Source organism: Flavobacterium sp. AED (genome assembly GCF_000812945.1).
Taxonomy (GTDB): Bacteria; Bacteroidota; Bacteroidia; order Flavobacteriales; family Flavobacteriaceae; genus Flavobacterium.
This window is the reverse complement of record NZ_JSYM01000001.1, coordinates 1005542-1024662: the sequence shown is the minus strand read 5'-3', so window position 1 is coordinate 1024662 and position 19121 is coordinate 1005542. Positions and strand designations below refer to the sequence as shown.

19 protein-coding genes are annotated in these 19121 nt (G+C 34.7%); 13 read left to right on the top strand and 6 right to left on the bottom strand.

Annotated elements, in window-relative coordinates; translation table 11 throughout:
• Positions 1 to 5: 5 nt before the first annotated feature.
• The 5 genes from OA85_RS04575 to OA85_RS04555 form a co-directional block, all read right to left on the bottom strand.
• On the bottom strand, positions 6 to 1421 hold the full coding sequence (locus tag OA85_RS04575; protein WP_082014114.1) for a PAS domain-containing sensor histidine kinase: 1416 nt from the start codon (positions 1419 to 1421) through the stop codon (positions 6 to 8).
• Between the two features lie 58 nt (positions 1422 to 1479).
• Positions 1480 to 2037, bottom strand: a complete 558-nt coding sequence (locus tag OA85_RS04570; RefSeq protein ID WP_039108309.1) for a CopD family protein — start codon at positions 2035 to 2037, stop codon at positions 1480 to 1482.
• Positions 2021 to 3379 (bottom strand): MATE family efflux transporter, encoded by a 1359-nt coding sequence (locus tag OA85_RS04565; protein ID WP_039108308.1) that lies wholly within the window; start codon positions 3377 to 3379, stop codon positions 2021 to 2023. The genes OA85_RS04570 and OA85_RS04565 overlap by 17 nt, the downstream gene beginning before the upstream one ends.
• Positions 3380 to 4435 (bottom strand): ferrochelatase, encoded by a 1056-nt coding sequence (hemH, locus tag OA85_RS04560; protein WP_039108307.1) that lies wholly within the window; start codon positions 4433 to 4435, stop codon positions 3380 to 3382.
• A 131-nt stretch (positions 4436 to 4566) separates the two neighbouring features.
• Positions 4567 to 5442: an AraC family transcriptional regulator gene (locus tag OA85_RS04555; protein WP_039108306.1), complete on the bottom strand. Its 876-nt coding sequence runs from the start codon at positions 5440 to 5442 to the stop codon at positions 4567 to 4569.
• A 228-nt stretch (positions 5443 to 5670) separates the two neighbouring features.
• Here OA85_RS04555 and hemA point away from each other — a divergent pair, with 228 nt between their 5' ends.
• The 13 genes from hemA (at position 5671) to OA85_RS04490 (ending at position 16851) form a co-directional block, all read left to right on the top strand.
• The gene (gene hemA, locus OA85_RS04550; protein ID WP_039108305.1) at positions 5671 to 6927 is read left to right on the top strand and encodes a glutamyl-tRNA reductase; all 1257 of its coding nucleotides are present in this window, start codon (positions 5671 to 5673) and stop codon (positions 6925 to 6927) included.
• Positions 6924 to 7844: a hydroxymethylbilane synthase gene (hemC, locus tag OA85_RS04545; RefSeq protein WP_156129412.1), complete on the top strand. Its 921-nt coding sequence runs from the start codon at positions 6924 to 6926 to the stop codon at positions 7842 to 7844. Before hemA ends, hemC begins: the two co-directional genes overlap by 4 nt.
• A complete protein-coding gene (locus tag OA85_RS04540) occupies positions 7844 to 8527 on the top strand; it encodes a uroporphyrinogen-III synthase (protein WP_039108303.1) in 684 nt (227 codons plus the stop codon). Before hemC ends, OA85_RS04540 begins: the two co-directional genes overlap by 1 nt.
• Before the next feature lie 22 nt (positions 8528 to 8549).
• Positions 8550 to 9575 carry a uroporphyrinogen decarboxylase gene (gene hemE / locus OA85_RS04535; RefSeq protein ID WP_039108302.1) on the top strand — a complete coding sequence of 342 codons (1026 nt, stop codon included), beginning with the start codon at positions 8550 to 8552 and terminating at the stop codon, positions 9573 to 9575.
• 150 nt (positions 9576 to 9725) lie between these two features.
• A complete protein-coding gene (locus OA85_RS04530) occupies positions 9726 to 10277 on the top strand; it encodes a hypothetical protein (RefSeq protein WP_039108301.1) in 552 nt (183 codons plus the stop codon).
• A gap of 114 nt (positions 10278 to 10391) precedes the next feature.
• Entirely contained in the window at positions 10392 to 10772 is a 381-nt protein-coding gene (locus OA85_RS04525; protein ID WP_039109366.1) for a hypothetical protein, read from the top strand.
• 5 nt (positions 10773 to 10777) lie between these two features.
• Positions 10778 to 11308, top strand: coding sequence for a GNAT family N-acetyltransferase (locus tag OA85_RS04520; RefSeq protein WP_039108300.1), 531 nt, complete (start codon positions 10778 to 10780; stop codon positions 11306 to 11308).
• Positions 11305 to 12213, top strand: coding sequence for an oxygen-dependent coproporphyrinogen oxidase (gene hemF, locus OA85_RS04515; protein WP_039108299.1), 909 nt, complete (start codon positions 11305 to 11307; stop codon positions 12211 to 12213). Before OA85_RS04520 ends, hemF begins: the two co-directional genes overlap by 4 nt.
• A gap of 91 nt (positions 12214 to 12304) precedes the next feature.
• Positions 12305 to 13297: a porphobilinogen synthase gene (gene hemB, locus OA85_RS04510; protein ID WP_039108298.1), complete on the top strand. Its 993-nt coding sequence runs from the start codon at positions 12305 to 12307 to the stop codon at positions 13295 to 13297.
• A 93-nt stretch (positions 13298 to 13390) separates the two neighbouring features.
• Positions 13391 to 13807 carry a c-type cytochrome gene (locus tag OA85_RS04505; RefSeq protein ID WP_039108297.1) on the top strand — a complete coding sequence of 139 codons (417 nt, stop codon included), beginning with the start codon at positions 13391 to 13393 and terminating at the stop codon, positions 13805 to 13807.
• A gap of 231 nt (positions 13808 to 14038) precedes the next feature.
• Entirely contained in the window at positions 14039 to 14509 is a 471-nt protein-coding gene (locus OA85_RS04500) for a methylated-DNA--[protein]-cysteine S-methyltransferase (protein WP_039108296.1), read from the top strand.
• Positions 14510 to 14619: 110 nt separating this feature from the next.
• Positions 14620 to 15333: a 3'-5' exonuclease gene (locus tag OA85_RS04495; protein ID WP_039108295.1), complete on the top strand. Its 714-nt coding sequence runs from the start codon at positions 14620 to 14622 to the stop codon at positions 15331 to 15333.
• Positions 15334 to 15411: 78 nt separating this feature from the next.
• Positions 15412 to 16851 (top strand): nucleoside recognition domain-containing protein, encoded by a 1440-nt coding sequence (locus OA85_RS04490; RefSeq protein ID WP_039108294.1) that lies wholly within the window; start codon positions 15412 to 15414, stop codon positions 16849 to 16851.
• Between the two features lie 75 nt (positions 16852 to 16926).
• On the opposite strand, the gene OA85_RS04485 is transcribed toward OA85_RS04490, so the two are convergent.
• Positions 16927 to 18969, bottom strand: a complete 2043-nt coding sequence (locus OA85_RS04485) for a M4 family metallopeptidase (protein WP_082014113.1) — start codon at positions 18967 to 18969, stop codon at positions 16927 to 16929.
• Positions 18970 to 19121: the final 152 nt, after the last annotated feature.

The following is a 19121-nucleotide window of genomic DNA, read 5'->3' as shown; positions in this document are numbered from 1 at the left end:
TAATTTTAGGAGTTAATTATTGGAAGTGAAACCGTAAAAGTGGTTCCTTTTCCAAATTCAGTATCAAAGGTAATCGTTCCTTTATAATTTTCGATAATGTTTTTGATAATACCAAGACCAAGACCCATTCCACTGCTTTTGGTGGTGAATTTAGGTTCGAATATGCGGCTGATGTCTTTCGGTTGAATCCCTATTCCGTTATCCATAACAGTAATAAGAACGTTGTTTAAGTCTTTTTTTACCGTTACAATAATTGATTTTTTTTCTTGGTTTTCAGGAATGGATTGAATCGCATTTTTAACCAAATTTGTAATAATACGGATGAGTTGGGTTCGGTCTACTTTCGAAATAATTTCGGGGGAATCACTTTCAAATACGATATACTCTTCATTGAAAATATCCATTGCCAGATCCACAACCTCTACCACATTTAAGGTTTCATTTTGTTGTGCCGGCATCGAAGCAAAATTCGAGAATGCAGAAGCAACTGCATTCATTGTGTCAATTTGTTGTATCAAAGTTTCGGAATAATCCTTCATCTTTTGTTTTATATCTGCATCATTTGGATTAAATTTTCTTTGAAAACTCTGTACCGTTAGTCGCATTGGCGTAAGCGGATTCTTGATTTCATGCGCTACTTGTTTTGCCATTTCGCGCCAAGCTTCTTCCCGTTCGCTTTGGGCTAGTTTTATGGCGCTTTTTTCCAATTCATCAACCATCGCGTTGTATGCCTTTATCAATAAATTGATTTCTTTGCTGCTGGCTTCTAACAGGATTTTTTCGTTTTTTTGATTTAAGCTGGTTTCGCTTAGTTTATCTGAAATTGTTTTTAAAGATTTAGTGATGTAAGTGGAAAGGAAATAAGCCAATGCAAATGCAACAATCAGCATAAATGAATATACTTGTCCCAAACGGATGAGGAAACTATTTAATTCGTTTTCATAAAAGCCGTCATCTTCTACATAAGGCAAATTCAAAATACCAAGTGGTTTAAACTTATCGTCCTTAATCTGGCTGTATGAAGAACGATTCTTGACTCCATTGATTGTTTTAATATCAACGTATCTTTTTTCAATGGAAGAACGAACTAGTTTAAGAATGTATTTTGGTATAGGAGGAGATACTTTATCTACTGAAAATGATTCTTTTGAGGATTTCAACAGTTTTCCGTCCAGACTGTAAATGTTGATTTCAATATTGTGGATTTGTGCTAATTCGTGAATTTTATCTTTGAAAATTAAGCCTAAATTCTTCGTTGTTAACGGATAAGTTGTAGTAGAAAGCACATAATTGATGTGTTCTTTTATAGCATCTTCTTTACGTTCTAAACGTTCTTGATGGTATTCTTTGGCTTCATTTTTAAATTGAATAATAGAAATAGATGCCAATAATATAGATGCCATAACTATCAATACAATCATCGAAAGGAAAATCCTGATTCGTAAAGAAAGCATCGATATTTTGAAGTTTTTTAGCATATTAAGATTGATTTCTTTCTCTGATTTTTTTATAAAATTTAAAACCTAGCATTATCAAAACAGAAAACAAAATTATTCCTATTACGCCATAAATCCAGTTAAAAGCATTTTTTAGAATAACTAAAAAAACCACTGCAAAAAGGATTATTGTCGCACCCTCATTCCACAAACGCATGAAGTTCGAAGTATAATTGACTTGATTATTTTGCAATTGCTTGAAAATTTGATGACATTTTGCATGGTATAAATACAATACAAATACAAAGCCAAGTTTTATATGCATCCAAGGCATTTGTAGCCAAGCGTGACCTAATTCAGTAAATAACAACATCCAAAATGCAAAAATACTCGCTAAAACTGCCGAAGGCCAAGTGATGATATACCACATGCGGTAGGTCATTATTTTAAATTGTTTTTGTAAAATTTCTTTTTCAGGCGAGGGTTTATCTGCCGCTTCTATTTGGTAAACAAATAATCGTACAATATTAAATAGACCTACAAACCATGTGATTACAAAGATGAGGTGTAATGATTTGAGATAATTATAGTATTGATCCATCGGTGGTTTTTGTAAATTTAGTATTCATTTCTTTTTTTAGAAAATAGCCTGTCAGTATCGTTGATAAAATATCAGCAATTGGGAATGCAATCCACACTCCAAAAATACCTAAAAAATTTGGGAGAATCAGCACTAACGGAATTAGGAAAAATCCTTGTTTGCTTAACGTCAAAAGCAATGCTTTTTTTGCCTTTCCCGCCGCTTGAAAATAAGCAGCCCCGATTAATTGGATCGATATGATTGGTGAAGCCGCAAAAACCCAGCGCAACGCCTCAGGGGTTTGAGCAATCACTAATGAATCTTTGGTAAAGATGGCTACTATTGGTCTGGCAAAAATCAAAATGACAATAAAAATAAGCGTGGCTAAAAAAGCAGCATATTTTATGGAAAGCAGGACACTTTCCTTGACTCTTTCATAATTCATTGCGCCATAGTTAAATCCGGCAATGGGAAGGAAACCTTGCGTGATTCCCAGAATTGGAAACAAAGCAAACATCAACATTCTACTAACAATACCATAGATTGCTATTGATTGTTCACCTCCGTAAATGTATAAAGTATGATTCAGGATTATGGCCAAAATGCTGACTACACCTTGTCTCGAAAAAGTTACAAAACTCAGTTCTGTGATTTCTTTTACGATGGGAATTTTAAATTTAAAATGTCTTGCTTTTAGCTTTAATTCACTTTTAAAAATAAAAAACCATAGCACAAATGCAAAACACATGAAATAAGAAATTGCTGAAGCCATTGCAGAACCGAACATACCTAAATTCATTACTTTTATAAAAAGAACATCCAGTGCAATATTTACAAAAGCAGGAATAATCATAGCAATCATGGCAAATTTAGCTTTGCCTTCTGCACGGATAATATTGTTACCCATCATGCAAAGTGCCAAAAACGGAACGGAAAGAATAATTGGAAAGAAAAAATCCTTGGCAGGTTTCATTATTTCACCTTTGGCCCCAAAAAGCAATAGCATTTCATCACTAAAAAACACACCAATAAGCACAAAAATAGAGGACAATAAAAACGTCATCATGATTTGATTGCCAAAAGTGTGCAATGCTTTTTCTTTGTGATTGGATCCCAAAGCTCTCGAAAGAACAGAGCCTCCTCCCACGCCAATTGCCATTCCCAATGATGAAATCAAGAAGGTAATTGGTAATACAACAGTTACTGCCGCTATAGCTAAAGAACCAATCCATTGTCCAACAAAAATGGTGTCGATTAAAATATTAACCGACATGAATAAAATTCCAATAGAGGACGGAACTGCTTGTTTTATCAAGAGTCTTTTGATGTCTTGTGTTCCTAGTTCATCGGCGGTAACAGCCATTTAAGCGTTTATTTTTTCGGAGTCAACTTTGACTGATGTAGATGCATTGGACCAATTTGTAATCCAGTTACTCACGGTTTTACACCAATCGTCGCTGTCATTCAAACAAGGAATTGCCAAAAATTCTTGACCTCCGTGCTCTTTAAACTGATGATTGGCTTCCATGGCAATTTCTTCCAAAGTCTCCAAACAATCGGATACGAATGCGGGTGTTACAACGGCAAGTTTTTTAATCCCTTTTTCGGGCATTTTATTCACTTCTACATCAGTGTAAGGCGTCAACCATTTGTCTCCTGCCAATCGAGATTGAAATGTCTGGCTGTATTTTCCTTCCGGAATTCCAAGTAATTTTACAACTTGTTTTGTGGTTTCGTAACATTGGTGACGGTAGCAAAATTCATGTGCCGGTGAAGGCGTGTTACAACAGGAACCGTCAATTTTACAATGTGATTTAGTGATGTCCGTCTTACGAATGTGACGCTCTGGAATTCCGTGGTATGAGAATAACAAATGATCGTATTCAAAACCTTCTAAGTGATCTTTAATAGAATCAGCCAGGTTTTTTAAATAATCCGGTTTGTTATAAAATGCAGGAACGATGGTAAATTTCATTTCCGGAAAGTGCTTTTTACGCAAGTCTTCGGCTAATTCCAGAATGGTAGTCGTGGATGCCATCGCATGTTGTGGATACAAAGGAAAAAGCAATACTTCATTTACGCCTTTATCGTGCAGTTCTTGTAAACCAGATAATAAAGATGGATTTCCATAACGCATCGCTAATGAAACAGGAACATCAACTAATTGTTTTACTTTGGCGTGCATTCTTTTGGAAATAACCACAAGCGGCGAACCTTCGTCCCACCATATTTTTGCGTAAGCGGCGGCAGATTTTTTAGGTCTTGTTTGTAAAATTATTCCACGAACAAGTAATGCTCGCAACAAAAACGGAACGTCAATTACGTATTTGTCCATTAAAAATTCGTCTAAATAGGGTTTTACATCTTTTGGAGTTGGGCTTTCTGGAGAACCAAGATTTACTAATAATACACCTTTCATAAATTATATTTTTTTTCATTATTGTCATTCCGAAGAATGAGGAATCTAGGTACAAAAGTAAATAAACTTACTTTTTTATAAATTGGGATTAACTATTTTTTATTTATTGTTTAATATAAGAAATCAATTCTTTATTGCATATTTGGGTTGATTGACATCAAATATTTTTTGGGCGTGGTTGCAAATTTCTTTTTGAACGCCGCTATAAAATGACTTCCGGTGCTGTAGCCAATTTTCAATCCTACTTCGTTTACATTATAGGAACCACTGTCCAGTAATTTTCGGGCAAAATCCATTTTGTAATCAAATAGAAAACCATAAACGGTATCGCCATAAATTTGTTTGAAACCCATTTTTAGTTTCTTTAGATTCAAACCTATTTCATCCGCCAATTCCTGTAATCCGGGTGGTTCGGCCATATTAGCAATGATGATTTCCTTAGCTTTTTTAATTTTCATTACATTATCCTCGTCTATTAAAAACGGACATTGTTCCGCGTTTGGATCTTCAGTTCGGTTAAAATACAAACTCAATAATTCATATCCTTTCCCTTTGTAATACAGGTTTTTTATGGACGGATGCAAACTGTAATGGAACAATTGAGATAAAACAATTGCCATCGACGGACTGATATTTCCTTCGTTATAATATTTTTTGTCCTTATTATCCGCACTTAAAAAGGTGATATAATCAGCTTCTGTCGAAAACAAAGCGTGGAACTTTTTGATCGAAATAATCACAGAAATCACCCAGGAATTTGGCGCTAACTCCAGATTCAAAGGCAATTCTTTCTGAGGATTGTATAAAAGCAACGACTTTTCTTCTTTTAGTTCCAAAGCATAGTTCCCTTGATTGAAGATGAACTTGGCACTTCCCTTTAATCCAAAATGAAACTGAATCAGCCCACTACTGACTTCGCGTTGAGCATTAAAAGCCTCAGCACTGTCATTTTGAAAACGAATAAGCGTGAAATCATCTTCAATTTTAATAATTTCTTGTGACCCCATAGCGACATTTTTAAATTAAAAATATGATATTTATCAGTATAATTTGTTTAGAACTACTCTAAATAAGTGATTTATAACTACTTGATTTCACTACAAAAATAGAATTTTTTACAATAAAATAGGCAAATAGAATTAAAAAATCATTTAACGATACAAAAAGAACTTCTAGCGTTACTTTTATAAATACTATAGTCATAATTTTGTTTCACTTTCTTGAAAAGTGCAAATATGGAAAACAATAACACATCAAAGCATCACTATTTTTACTCTGTTGGACTGAGTTATAAAAAAGCAGATGCTGAGATTAGAGGTAAGTTTAGTTTAGATACCGCTGCAAAAACGCGTTTACTGGAACAAGCCAAAACCGAAGGAATAGAGAGTTTAATAGTTACTTCAACCTGCAATCGTACAGAAATTTATGGTTTCGCAGAACACCCTTTTCAATTAATCAAATTAATTTGCGAAAACAGTCAAGGTTCAGTCGAAGCATTTCAAAAAGTTGGTTTTGTTTATAAAAACCAAGAAGCGATAAGTCATTTGTTTCGTGTAGGAACTGGTTTGGACAGTCAAATTTTAGGAGATTTCGAAATTATAGCTCAAATAAAATCCAGTTTTTCACAATCAAAAGCTTTTGGTTTAGCCAATACTTTTATGGAAAGATTGGTAAATGCTGTTATACAAGCCAGTAAAAAGATAAAAACCGATACGGAGATTAGCTCTGGAGCTACTTCGGTTTCTTTTGCCGCTGTTCAATATATTATTAAGAATGTAGAAGACATTGGAAATAAAAATATTCTCTTGTTCGGTACAGGAAAAATTGGTAGAAACACCTGTGAAAATTTAGTAAAACATACTAAAAATGAGCACATCACTTTAATCAACAGAACGAAAGCGAAAGCAGAGGAGCTAGCCGGAAAATTGAATTTAATCGTAAAAGATTATTCTGAATTGCATCTTGAACTTCAAAAAGCGGATGTTGTTGTAGTGGCTACCGGCGCTCAAAATCCTACGGTTGACAAAGCCATTCTGAATTTGAAGAAACCGTTATTGATTCTGGATTTATCCATTCCTAAAAACGTGAATGAAGATGTGGAAGAAATGGAAGGCGTTACGCTAATTCATATGGATTATTTGTCTCAAATTACAGACGAGACTTTAGAAAATAGAAAAAAGCACATTCCTGCTGCTGAAGCTATCATTGAAGAAATAAAAGAAGAATTTATTACTTGGACCAAAGGCAGAAAATTTGCTCCGACAATCAATGCATTGAAGGCAAAATTAAATGCGATAAAAACATCCGAATTGGATTTTCAAAGCAAGAAAATTTCAAATTTCAATGAAGAACAAGCAGAGATTATCAGCAACAGAATTATCCAAAAAATAACCACACATTTTGCCAACCATTTAAAAGATGACGATACCATGGTAGATGAAAGTATCGAATGGATTGAAAAAGTTTTTAAAATTGGAGCGAATACAAAATAATGAATAAAACGATACGAATAGGAACCCGCGATAGTGAACTCGCGCTTTGGCAAGCCCACACAGTCGAAAAAAAACTAAACGATTTAGGGTATAAAACCGAAATTGTAGCGGTAAAATCACAAGGAGATATTCTTCTCGACAAACCACTTTACGAATTAGGAATCACAGGAATTTTTACCAAAACGCTGGATATCGCCATGATTAACGGTCAGGTAGATATTGCAGTGCATTCCATGAAAGATGTTCCTACGGCTTTGCCAATAGGAATTGTGCAAGCAGCTGTTCTGGAAAGAGCGAATACTTTGGATATTTTGGTACATAAAGGAAACTTAGATTTTCTTAATGGAGAAGGAACAATTGCAACAGGAAGTTTGCGCCGTCAAGCACAATGGTTAAATAAATATCCAAATCACAACGTAGTTGATTTACGTGGAAACGTAAACACCAGAATGCAAAAATTACAGGAAAGTGATTGGAATGGAGCTGTTTTTGCCGCTGCAGGATTGGAAAGAATCAACTTGAAACCGTCAAATTATATCGATTTGGATTGGATGATTCCAGCGCCGGCTCAAGGTGCTATGGTTGTTGTTGCTATGGCAAATGATGATTTTTGTAGAGAAGCCGTTTCTGAACTTAATGATATTGATACCGAAGTCTGTACGCATATCGAAAGACAATTCCTAAAAACACTCGAAGGTGGATGTACTGCCCCAATCGGTGCTTTGGCTACTTTTGTTGAAGATGATATTTGGTTTAAAGGAGTCCTTTTTTCTATCGATGGAAAGCAAAAAATAGAAATCGAAAAAACCGTTCCGATGCAAGAATGGAAAAAATTAGGTTTTTATTGTGCCAAAGAAATTTTAGAAAATGGCGGGATAGAATTGATGACAGAAATTAAAATTAATTTGAAGAAATAATGAGCCAAACAAGCATTTTATCCACCAAAACATTGTCGGCAGAACAAAGACAAGTATTTCTTGACGCTAATTTTGATCTTTTAGAACAAGATTTCATCGAAATTAAAAACAACCTTTTTGAACTGAATACAATCAACAACAACTTAATTTTTAGCAGCCAAAATGCTGTTTTAAGTTTGATAGAACAAAACGGTTGGGAAGTTTTAAAGACTAAACCTGTCTTTTGTGTAGGTATTAAAACCAAGGAATTACTGGAATCGCATGGCTTTACAGTGGATGTTTATTTGGATTACGCATCTGAATTAGCCGAAATAATCACTTTAATTTACAATAAGGAAAGCTATACTTTTTTAAGCGGAAATTTGCGTAAAGAAACGTTGCCTGAAGCATTAAAAAGTGCAGGAATAACTTTTAACGAAATCGAAGTTTATCAAACAACGCTTGCGCCTTTTAAAATATCAGACCAAGAAAATTTTGACGGGATTATGTTTTTTAGCCCATCTGCCGTTGAAAGTTATTTGACAAATAATAAAATCAAGAATGAAGTTTGTTTTTGCGTAGGCACTACTACAGCATCAGCATTAGAAACAAAGAAAATTAAAAACATAGTAATTGCCGAAACACCAACTATCGAAGATGTGATTGAGGAAGTTATTGAATATTATAAAACGGAAAGCATCTAGCATTCTGCTAAAATTTAAATACATGATTAAGAACGACCTATTTTTAAGAGCACTAAAAGGAGAAACAGTACAACGACCACCAGTTTGGATGATGCGTCAAGCGGGAAGATATTTGCCGGAATTCATCGCTTTACGTGATAAATATGATTTCTTCACCCGTTGTCAAACTCCAGAATTAGCTGCTGAAATTACCGTACAACCAATACGAAGAATTGCTCCGGATGCTGCGATTTTATTTTCGGATATTTTGGTAATTCCACAAGCTATGGGAATTGAAGTGTTGATGAAAGAAAATTTTGGTCCGTTTTTACCAAATCCTATTCGTACGATTCAAGATGTGGAGAAAGTAATCGTTCCGGATGTTAATGAAACATTAGGATACGTTTTTGACGCTATCAAATTGACCAAAGAAATGTTGAATGACGAGGTGCCACTAATAGGTTTCGCGGGTTCTCCTTGGACAATTATGTGTTATGCCGTGGAAGGGAAAGGTTCTAAAAGTTTTGATATGGCCAAAGGATTTTGTTTCCAACATCCAGAAGCAGCGCATGTTTTATTGCAAAAAATCACGGACACCACTATTTTATATTTGAAAGAAAAAGTAAAAGCAGGAGTAAACGCCGTTCAAATTTTTGACTCTTGGGGCGGAATGCTTTCACCGGTTGATTATCAGGAATTCTCTTGGAAATACATTAATCAAATCATTGAAGCTTTAGCTGATGATGCACCGGTAATTGTTTTCGGAAAAGGATGTTGGTTTGCGCTTGGCGAAATGGGAAAAAGTAGGGCATCAGCATTAGGTGTAGACTGGACTTGTTCTCCACGAAATGCAAGATACTTGTCAGGTGGAAACATCACGTTGCAAGGAAATTTTGATCCGTCAAGATTGTTGTCACCAATTCCGGTTATTAAGAAAATGGTTCATGAAATGATTGACGAATTCGGAAAAGACAAATACATCGTGAATTTAGGTCACGGTATTTTACCAAATATTCCTGTGGATCACGCGAAAGCGTTTATTGATGCAGTTAAAGAATATAATCAATAGTAAACATTGTTCAGTAATTAGTGTTCTGTTTGCGGTCTCTCCTGCAAGGTTTTTTTCGAACCTTGTAGGTATGTTTGATAATATAAGCCTAAGCGATGCCTACAAGGTTCGAAAAAAACCTTGCAGGATTGTAAATATAAAAGCCTAAATATGAAATTAGAAGTTTTAGAAAAAAATGGTTGTTATCATATTTATAATAGAGGAATAAACGGGTGTTTAATTTTTCAAAATGATGAAAACAAAAATTTCTTTTTAAAACAACTTTCAAAATATTTATTGGATAAAATCTCAATATTTGGATATTGCTTAATGGATAATCATTTTCATTTGGTTATTCGATTAAATGAAGAGGAAGAAATAGTGACACAGGCATTTTCTAATTTTTTTAATTCTTATGCTAAAGCTTTTAATAAGGAAATGGATAGGACAGGAAGTCTTTTTGAAAAGCATTTCAAGAGAATAAGATTGAATGGTGATGATTACTTAAAGCAATTGATAGTGTACGTAGATTTGAATCCTAAGCATCATTTAGATTTAAAATTTCAGGATTATAAGCATTCGTCATATCAGGCTTTTATTTCGAATAAGGAAACAAAAATTGAGAAAGAAGAAGTGTTGATGCTGTTTGGAGGTCTAGAAAATTTGATTTTTTGTCATAATCAAAGGAATGATTTTTTAACTGAAAAACATACATTTGAGTAATATTGTGGCAATCCTTCAAGCTCTTTTTGATTAAAATTGTCATTACTAGTTTATACCTACAAGGTTCGAAAAAAACCTTGCAGGAAAGCAAAAACAAAAAATAAAGGTAATAAAATGCTAAACAAAGGATTACGAGACCAGGAAAGTATTCGAATAGACAATGTGCTAAAGACATTGCTTTCTATAGTTTTTGTACCTAAATTTTGGGATTTAGAAGATAAAATTAACATAGAAGATCAATTGAAAGACTTTGGATTAAACATTCAAAGTCTGATTGATTGTAATGAAAAGGATTTAATTACACATTTATTACGTTGTCATTTGGATTGGAATCAGCTGGAGCAATTTGCTGATTTTTTAGTGATTGCTTCGAAAGAAAATCCGTTTGATTTTTCTGGAAAAGCGATTGCCATTTACAATTATATTCAGCAGGAAAGCAAAATGTTTTCGTTTGGAATCAATAGTAAAATAGCTGCTGCAAAAGCAAATTTATAAGATAAATGATAATATCAGAAAATTTTATTATTGATAAATTGAGACCTACAGATGCTAATGAGTTGCATTTTTTCATAATTGATAATACAGAACGATTTCGAAAATTTTTCCCCGTTACGCTTTCCAGTAACGCAACAATTGAAAAGTCAGCTGAATATATTGAAATTAAAGAAAGAGAAATTCAACAAAAAGTAAATTTCACCTTTGGAATTAGAGAAGTAGATTCCCAAAAAATAGTTGGATTGATTATTATTAAAAAGATTGATTGGGTAAAAAGGATTGGTGAACTTGCGTATTGCATCGGAAATAATTTTGAAGGGAAAGGGTTGATTACTAAAGCCGTTAAAGGCATTTCAAATTTTGCTTACAATGAATTAGATTTGAAAACACTACAAATTATTGCTCATAAAACGAATTTAGGAAGTGTCAAAGTAGCTGAAAATTGTGGATTTACTTGGAAAAAAACATTGCTAAATGAATTTACCCCAACTAATGAACTTCCGTTAGATATGGAATTATATGAACTAACAAGATGAAACAACAATTCTACTCCTATATACAAACCCTTCAAGACCAAATCTGTAAAGGTTTGGAGGCCGTTGAAGGTCAGGCCAAATTTCGTGAAGATCTTTGGGAACGCCCCGAAGGTGGTGGCGGAAGAACCCGTGTGATTGAAAACGGATCAGTTTTCGAAAAAGGTGGCGTAAACATTTCGGCAGTTCACGGGAAATTACCGGAAGCCATGCAAAAGATGTTCAATGTGGGCGAAGCTGATTTTTTTGCCTGCGGACTGAGTTTGGTTTTGCACCCAAAAAGCCCAATGGTTCCTACGGTTCATGCCAATTGGCGTTATTTCGAAATGTACGATGATAACGGAAATGTGATTCAGCAATGGTTTGGCGGAGGACAGGATTTAACACCGTATTATTTGTTTGAAGAAGATGCCATTCATTTTCATCAAACGAGTAAAACTGCTTGTGACAAACACAATCCGGATTTTTATCCAAAATACAAGAAACAATGTGATGCTTATTTCTGGAACGCACATCGCAATGAAGCCCGTGGAATTGGAGGATTGTTTTTCGATTATTGCAAAGCAACAGAGACTATGACTATGGAGAACTGGTTCAATTTTGTAACTGAAGTTGGCAATAGTTTCCTCGAAGCGTATGTTCCAATTGTAGAAAAAAGAAAAGATTTATCCTATACTCCAGAACAGAGAACGTGGCAGGAAATCCGTCGCGGTCGTTATGTAGAGTTCAATTTGGTTCACGATAAAGGCACTTTATTTGGTTTAAAAACCAACGGAAGAATCGAAAGTATCCTGATGAGTTTACCGCCACATGTGCAATGGGTATACGATCATCATCCGGAAGCGGGAAGCGAAGAAGAAAAATTAGTAAACGTATTAGAAAATCCAAAAAGTTGGATTGCAGATTGATGATTAACGAATTTTGATTTCGGATTTTCTGTCATCAATATTTCGTTTCAAATCATAAATTAGCAATCACTAATCTAAAATCATAAATCATATGTTCCCATTACACAGAGGCAGAAGATTAAGAACGAATGAATCCATTAGAAGTTTAGTTCGTGAAACCAGTTTAAGTCCATCGGATTTTATGTTTCCCATGTTTGTTGCTGAAGGCGAAAATGTACAAGTGGAAATTGCGTCCATGCCAGGTATATTTCGTCGTTCTATCGATTTAACAGTAAAAGAAATCCGTGAATTATTTGATTTAGGCATTCGTGCGGTAAATATTTATGTAAAAGTCAGTGAAAATTTAAAAGACAATACGGGACTCGAAGCTTGGAACCCAAACGGATTAATGCAAAATGCCATTCGTGCCATTAAAACAGCTTGTCCGGAAATGATTGTCATGCCTGATGTGGCTTTAGACCCCTATTCTATTTATGGTCATGACGGAATCATTGCAAATGGCGATGTAGAAAATGATTCAACTGTTGATGCTTTAGTCAAAATGGCTGTTTCTCACGCACAAGCGGGTGCCGATTTTGTTGCGCCATCAGACATGATGGATGGACGTGTGCTGCGTTTACGTGAAGGTCTTGACGCTGCGGGTTTCCATAATGTAGGCATCATGAGTTATTCGGCAAAATATGCTTCAGCTTTTTACGGACCATTTCGTGATGCATTAGACAGCGCTCCTGTTGATGCTACTGAAATCCCAAAAGATAAAAAAACATACCAGATGGATTATGCCAATCGCATTGAAGCCATCAAAGAAGCGTTGTGGGATGTAGAAGAAGGTGCCGATATGGTGATGGTAAAACCCGGAATTGCCTATTTAGACATCGTTCGCGAGGTTAAAAATGCGGTAAATGTTCCCGTAACGGTGTATCATGTTTCGGGCGAATATGCGATGATTAAAGCCGCCGCCGAAAGAGGTTGGCTAGATCATGATAAAATTATGATGGAGCAATTAATGTGCATCAAAAGAGCTGGAGCAAGCTTGATTTCGACCTATTTTGCTAAAGAAGCAGCCATACTTTTGAACAAATAAATTTAGATTTTTTTGATTCTAATAATTTTAATTCTTTTTTTTGATTTTAATTTCAAAAAATAATTTATTTTTGAGAAAACTAAAAAAACTAAAATGAAAAGAGTATTAATAATTGCAACCGCATTTTTAGCTTTTTCTTGTAAAAAGCAAGAAGCTGTACCAGCTGAAAAACAAGCTGAACCAACTACTACAGAGGCTGCACCTTCTGAAGGAATGCCAGTAGAAGTTCAAACACCGGAACAATTAGGAGAATCGATTTTTAAGGGAAAAGGAACTTGCGTTTCTTGCCATAAAACGGATTCAAAACTAATAGGGCCAAGCTTACAGGACATTGCCAAAATGTACAAAGAGAAAAATGGCAATATCATCACTTTCTTGAAAGGGGAAAGCAAACCTATTGTAGATCCAGCTCAATATGCATTAATGCAGCCAAATATTGTCCTTACAAAAACAATGACTGACGAAGAGTTAAAAGGATTAGAAGCGTATGTGTATTCAAATCTGAAATAGATCTTTACTCTTAGCATAACCGAAATAAGGAGCTAATCCCGCTATCATTCCAATCTTTTATTTTTTAAAGAAAAAAATAAAAGGATTTTCCCTTCTATCGGGGCTATAAAACAAGAACCATTCGTGTAATCGAATGGTTTTTTTATTTCTAATACAATTCAATTTTTTATTTCTTTGCGAACTTTGTCTCTTCTTCATGAACATTGTGGTTAATTTTTTTATCTTTAAAATATGGAAACAGCTTATATCAAAACTCCTTTAGGAATGGCAACAATCATTGGCGATGAAAATGGTATTTCGGTAATTTCAGTTGCTGATGAAGGTACTGTTTCAGTAGTAATCCCAACTGTTTTAAAAGAGGCGGTCTCGCAACTCAACGATTATTTTGAGGGAAAAAGAACCGGTTTTGATTTTGCACTGAATCCAAAAGGAACTGAATTCCAACAAAAAGTATGGAAAGGATTACTCGAAATTCCATTTGGGAAAACCATGTCTTATATGGATTTATCGAAAAGGTTAGGCGATGTCAAAGCCATTCGTGCGGTGGCTTCCGCCAACGGGAAAAATCCACTTTGGATTGTCGTTCCGTGCCACAGAGTTATTGGAACTGATGGCTCATTAACGGGTTATGCAGGCGGATTGTGGCGAAAGAAATGGCTATTGGAACATGAGAATCCAACAACGCAACAAAGTTTATTTTAAAAATAGACGTCTTAGATTTTTAGAAGAGTAGACAAGTTAGACTTTAAACGGTCAACGAGGTCTAATAAGTTAATAATCTAAGAAGTCAAAAAATCTAACAAATCTAGCTGATGATTGATAAAATTCACCTTAATAATATTTTATTTCTTGATATTGAAACTGTTCCGGAAGCAGCGGACTTCAATGAATTGGATGCTGAAATGAAAGATCTTTGGGAACACAAAACCCAATACCAGCGTAAAGACGAATACACACCGGAAGATTTTTATGACCGTGCCGGAATCTGGGCAGAGTTTGGCAAAATTATCTGTATTTCAGTTGGTTTTTTTACGATTAAAGGCGATATTCGGAATTTTAGGGTAACTTCTTTTTTTGGTGAAGAGAAGAAAATTCTACACGATTTTATCAATCTGCTAAACAATCATTTCAATCAACCGCAACACGTTTTGTGTGGTCATAATGCCAAAGAATTTGATATTCCTTTCATTGCCCGACGCATGATTATCAATCAAATTGCCATTCCCAACAAACTGAATCTATTTGGAAAAAAACCTTGGGAAATTCCACATTTGGATACGTTGGAGTTATGGAAATTCGGAGATTATAAGCATTACACTTCTTTAAAATTAATGTGTAAAGTACTCGGGATCCCTTCTCCAAAAGGTGATATCGACGGCAGTCAGGTGGGACATGTTTTTTATGTAGATAAAGACATTGATCGAATTGTAACCTATTGCGAGAAAGACACGATAGCTGTAGCGCAAATTTTTCTTCGATTGCGAAGGGAAGATTTGTTGATTGAGGAGGAAATTATTCATGTTTAAATTGTCGCAACCCAATCAGGGTTTACAATCCTGATTGGGTTTGTTAATAAATAATTACATTTACAAAAATTATAGATTATGGTATTGAGTAGATTTTGGTTGGTCATTTTTATTTCTTCAATTGTATTTGTAGTGTTTAGTTTGTTTTCTGGAGACAGTTATACCATTGACCACGTTTTGAACGGAAAGAAAGATGATCCGATTCTGGTTTCGGAGAAATTCGCAGAACAACTTCCTGCCTTTATTAAAGACAGCATCAAAAAAGCACCAGAACAAACCATGATTATCAATCGTGATACGCTAAATGCAGATACGACTTATGTTTATAAAAATAAAACTGTAAAAATTTACAGCGGTGTTCAAAAATCAGATGGTTTATTGCCAACGTGTAAAAGTACTTTGCTAGATTTAATCCTTCCGCTTATTGCTTATTTGGCTTTTTTCTGTGGATTGATGGAACTTTTAATCATTTCCGGAGCCTCAGGAAAATTAGCTAAAGCATTGAGTCCTGTTTTTGTAAAAGTGTTTCCAAGTATTCCTGAAAATCATCCTTCTATTTCATACATGACTTTGAATTTTGCTGCTAATTTCTTAGGGTTAGATTCTGCTGCCACACCATTTGGTTTGAAAGCCATGGAAAGTTTACAAGAATTAAACCCAGATAAAGATAAGGCCAGTGATGCACAAATTATGTTCCTGTGTTTGCATGCTTCGGGTCTTACTTTGATTGCTACTTCTATTATAGGATACCGTGCTGCGGCTAATGCCAGCAATCCTGCTGATGTCATGTTGCCTTGTATTATCACTTCTTTTATTGGTACAATTGCTGCTTTTCTTATCGTTGGAATCAAACAAAAAATTAATTTCAAAAGTGCTTCTTTGGTTATCGTATTGATGACATTAATAGCTGGAATTGTTGGTTTGTTGATGTATGTAAATCATTTGGATTTAATTGGTAAAAACTATTTCACTTCTAATCTTTCGGCTTTAATATTAATTGGAATAATTGCTTTTACCTTGATCTTTTCGTTCATTCATGAGAAAAAATTTACTGAAGCATCTACTACAGTTTTTGAAAGTTTTGTAGTAGGGGCCAATAATGGGGTGAAAACCGGAGTGACTATTTTTCCTTATGTTTTGGGAATGTTAGTCGCGATTTCTTTGTTTAGAAACAGTGGCTTGTTTGAAATTATTAGCAATTGGATCGCTTTCATTTTTTCTAATATGGGAGTAAGTAAACAAATTACCGACGCTTTACCAGTAGCCTTGCTAAGACCTTTTAGTTCTGCAGGATCACGAGGTTTTTTGATTGATTCGATGAATACTTTTGGTGCCGATTCCTTAACGGCAAGATTGAGTAGTATTTTTCAATGTAGTGCCGAAAGTACTTTTTATGTGATAGCAGTTTATTTTGGTTCTGTAAATATTAAAAACACTCGTTATGCCCTTGGAACAATGCTTATAGTCGATTTGATTTGTGTGATTACGGCTATTTTTGTAGCAACCTGGTTCTTTTAGGAATAGGAATTTAAATGTAAAATAAAAAAGCCTCACAATATTGTGAGGCTTTTCTTTTGACTTAATCTGTAATGATTACTTCTTGATGAATGTTTTAACGGTAGTTTTTTCACCATTATTTAATTCGAAGAAATAGATTCCTTTGGTTAGGCTGCTTACATTAATTTGGCCTCCAGATGTTTTTCCGTTTTGAATTTCAAATCCAAGAGAGTTGTAAATTTTATAAGAACCTTCTTTATTTTCTTTTACGGTAACAGTTAAGACATCAACCGCAGGATTTGGATATAATACAAAAGCGTCACTTGTAGTAGCTACAGTAGTTGTTTTAGTAAGGCTGGTTTTAGCAGTTCCACTTGCATAAACAGCTCCCACGCCTACAGCATAGAACGCATTAGTGGTTGCTATTACCTCAGGAGAACCTGCTCCATAAAGGTCAGTAGCAGCTTGTATTGCATATGTTCTGGCATTAGCATAAGTTGAGCTTGATGTCATATAAATACTTTCCATTCGGTAGGTAATTTTGGCTGCTTTATCAATTCCAATACCTGTTACACTGTATGAACTTCCTTTGTCATTTGTTCCTGTTTTTCCTTCAGTCAGAATATAAAACCAATGGTTTAAAACTCCGCTATTTGTGTGAACCCCACATTGATCATTATTACTGGTTGGATGACATTTTGTAATGTTTACCCAATTTGTTCCTCCATAAGTATCAGGTTGTCCCTCTGTTTTTGGATTGCTCATAGAACGTAAAGACAAATGTCCCGCTCTTCTTTCTATATCTTCTCCAATTAACCAACGTTGTTTGTTTGGTGCAGCATAATATTCGATACATGCTCCCCAAATATCTGAAAGACCTTCATTCATGGCTCCAGATTCTTTTTGGTACGCTAAATTTGAGGTACTTGAACAAACAGCATGTCCTATTTCATGTCCCGCTACATCAATTGAGGTTAATATATCAAAACCACCTGTTCCTGAGCCATCACCATAGGTCATTATACTTCCATTCCAATAGGCATTATTATAAGCACTACTGTAATGTACGTAGCTTTTAATGGCTGCTCCTGCATTATTGTAACTGTTTCTTCCATGAACGGTAGACCAGTAATCATAAGTTTTTTCAGCTCCCCAGTGTGCATCCAATGCTCCGTTGTCTTTATTTACATTATCATATTCGGCAGCAGTCCAGTTATTGTCTACATCAGTAAAATTGACAGCTGCAGTATAACTTGTTCCTTTTTTCATGTTATACGTCATGATTCCACTTCCACGAGTAGCGTCAGCTAATATATAAGATGTTCCACTTAATGTAGATTGGATCGATTGAGAACCGCTATAACGAGTGTCAGCATTAGCAATAACAAACGATGCTGTTGTATTTTGTTTTTCAGCTTTTGTGTTTACCGCATTTTGGTTACCATTGCTATATTCACCTAAATGTTTGATTGTTGCATTGTAAAATAAAGTAACACCGGTTACTGCATCAATATAGATGTCACCACGACTTACCGGACTTGTTGCATAGATGTCAAATTTGTAAGCTAAACGAAGTTGCTCCGTTTTCTTACCATTATTATCTTCATCAACAAGAGGCAATAAAACTAACTCACCTGTTGGTTTTTGATATTCATTGATTTTTGCTTCAGCGGGAGTTTCCCAAAGGTATTTAGAGGCGCCAATTTGTCTTAATGCACTACTAAACGCTTGTTCTTTTGATAAAACTGGACGCGTATTTACGTTGTCTAATTGATAAAATTCACCGCTCATGGACTCTAATTTTCCAGATTTGGAGTGCAGCGTATAGGTTGAGAATTCTACTTTGACTCCTTGGTGAAACAATTGGAATTTTTCATGCGAAAATCCTAATTTGTCTGTTTCAGTTTTTGTTTTAGTAAAGTTGGAATTGTCTTTTAATTCTAACTGTTCTTTGAATGCTTTTTGAGAATCGGTGTTTTTATAAGTTGATTTCTCATTAAATACAATTAGAGAGGGTTTTCCTCTTTCGTCATTGAATTTTTGCTTTACATTCTTTGATGCATCTTGTGCGTTTGTTTCTAATGCTAATAAAGAAACGGTCATAAATAACGCAATTTTTCCAAGTAATTTTTTTTCCATTTGTGATTTGGTTAGTTGTTAATTTTCTTTTTTATGTATTAAAAAAGAATTTTAGGGTTGTTCAAAATTAACAAAAAACATGGAATATGTTATAAAAAACATAAAATTTTATATAATTTCATTAAAATAAAAGGAAATTAGTGCATAAAATC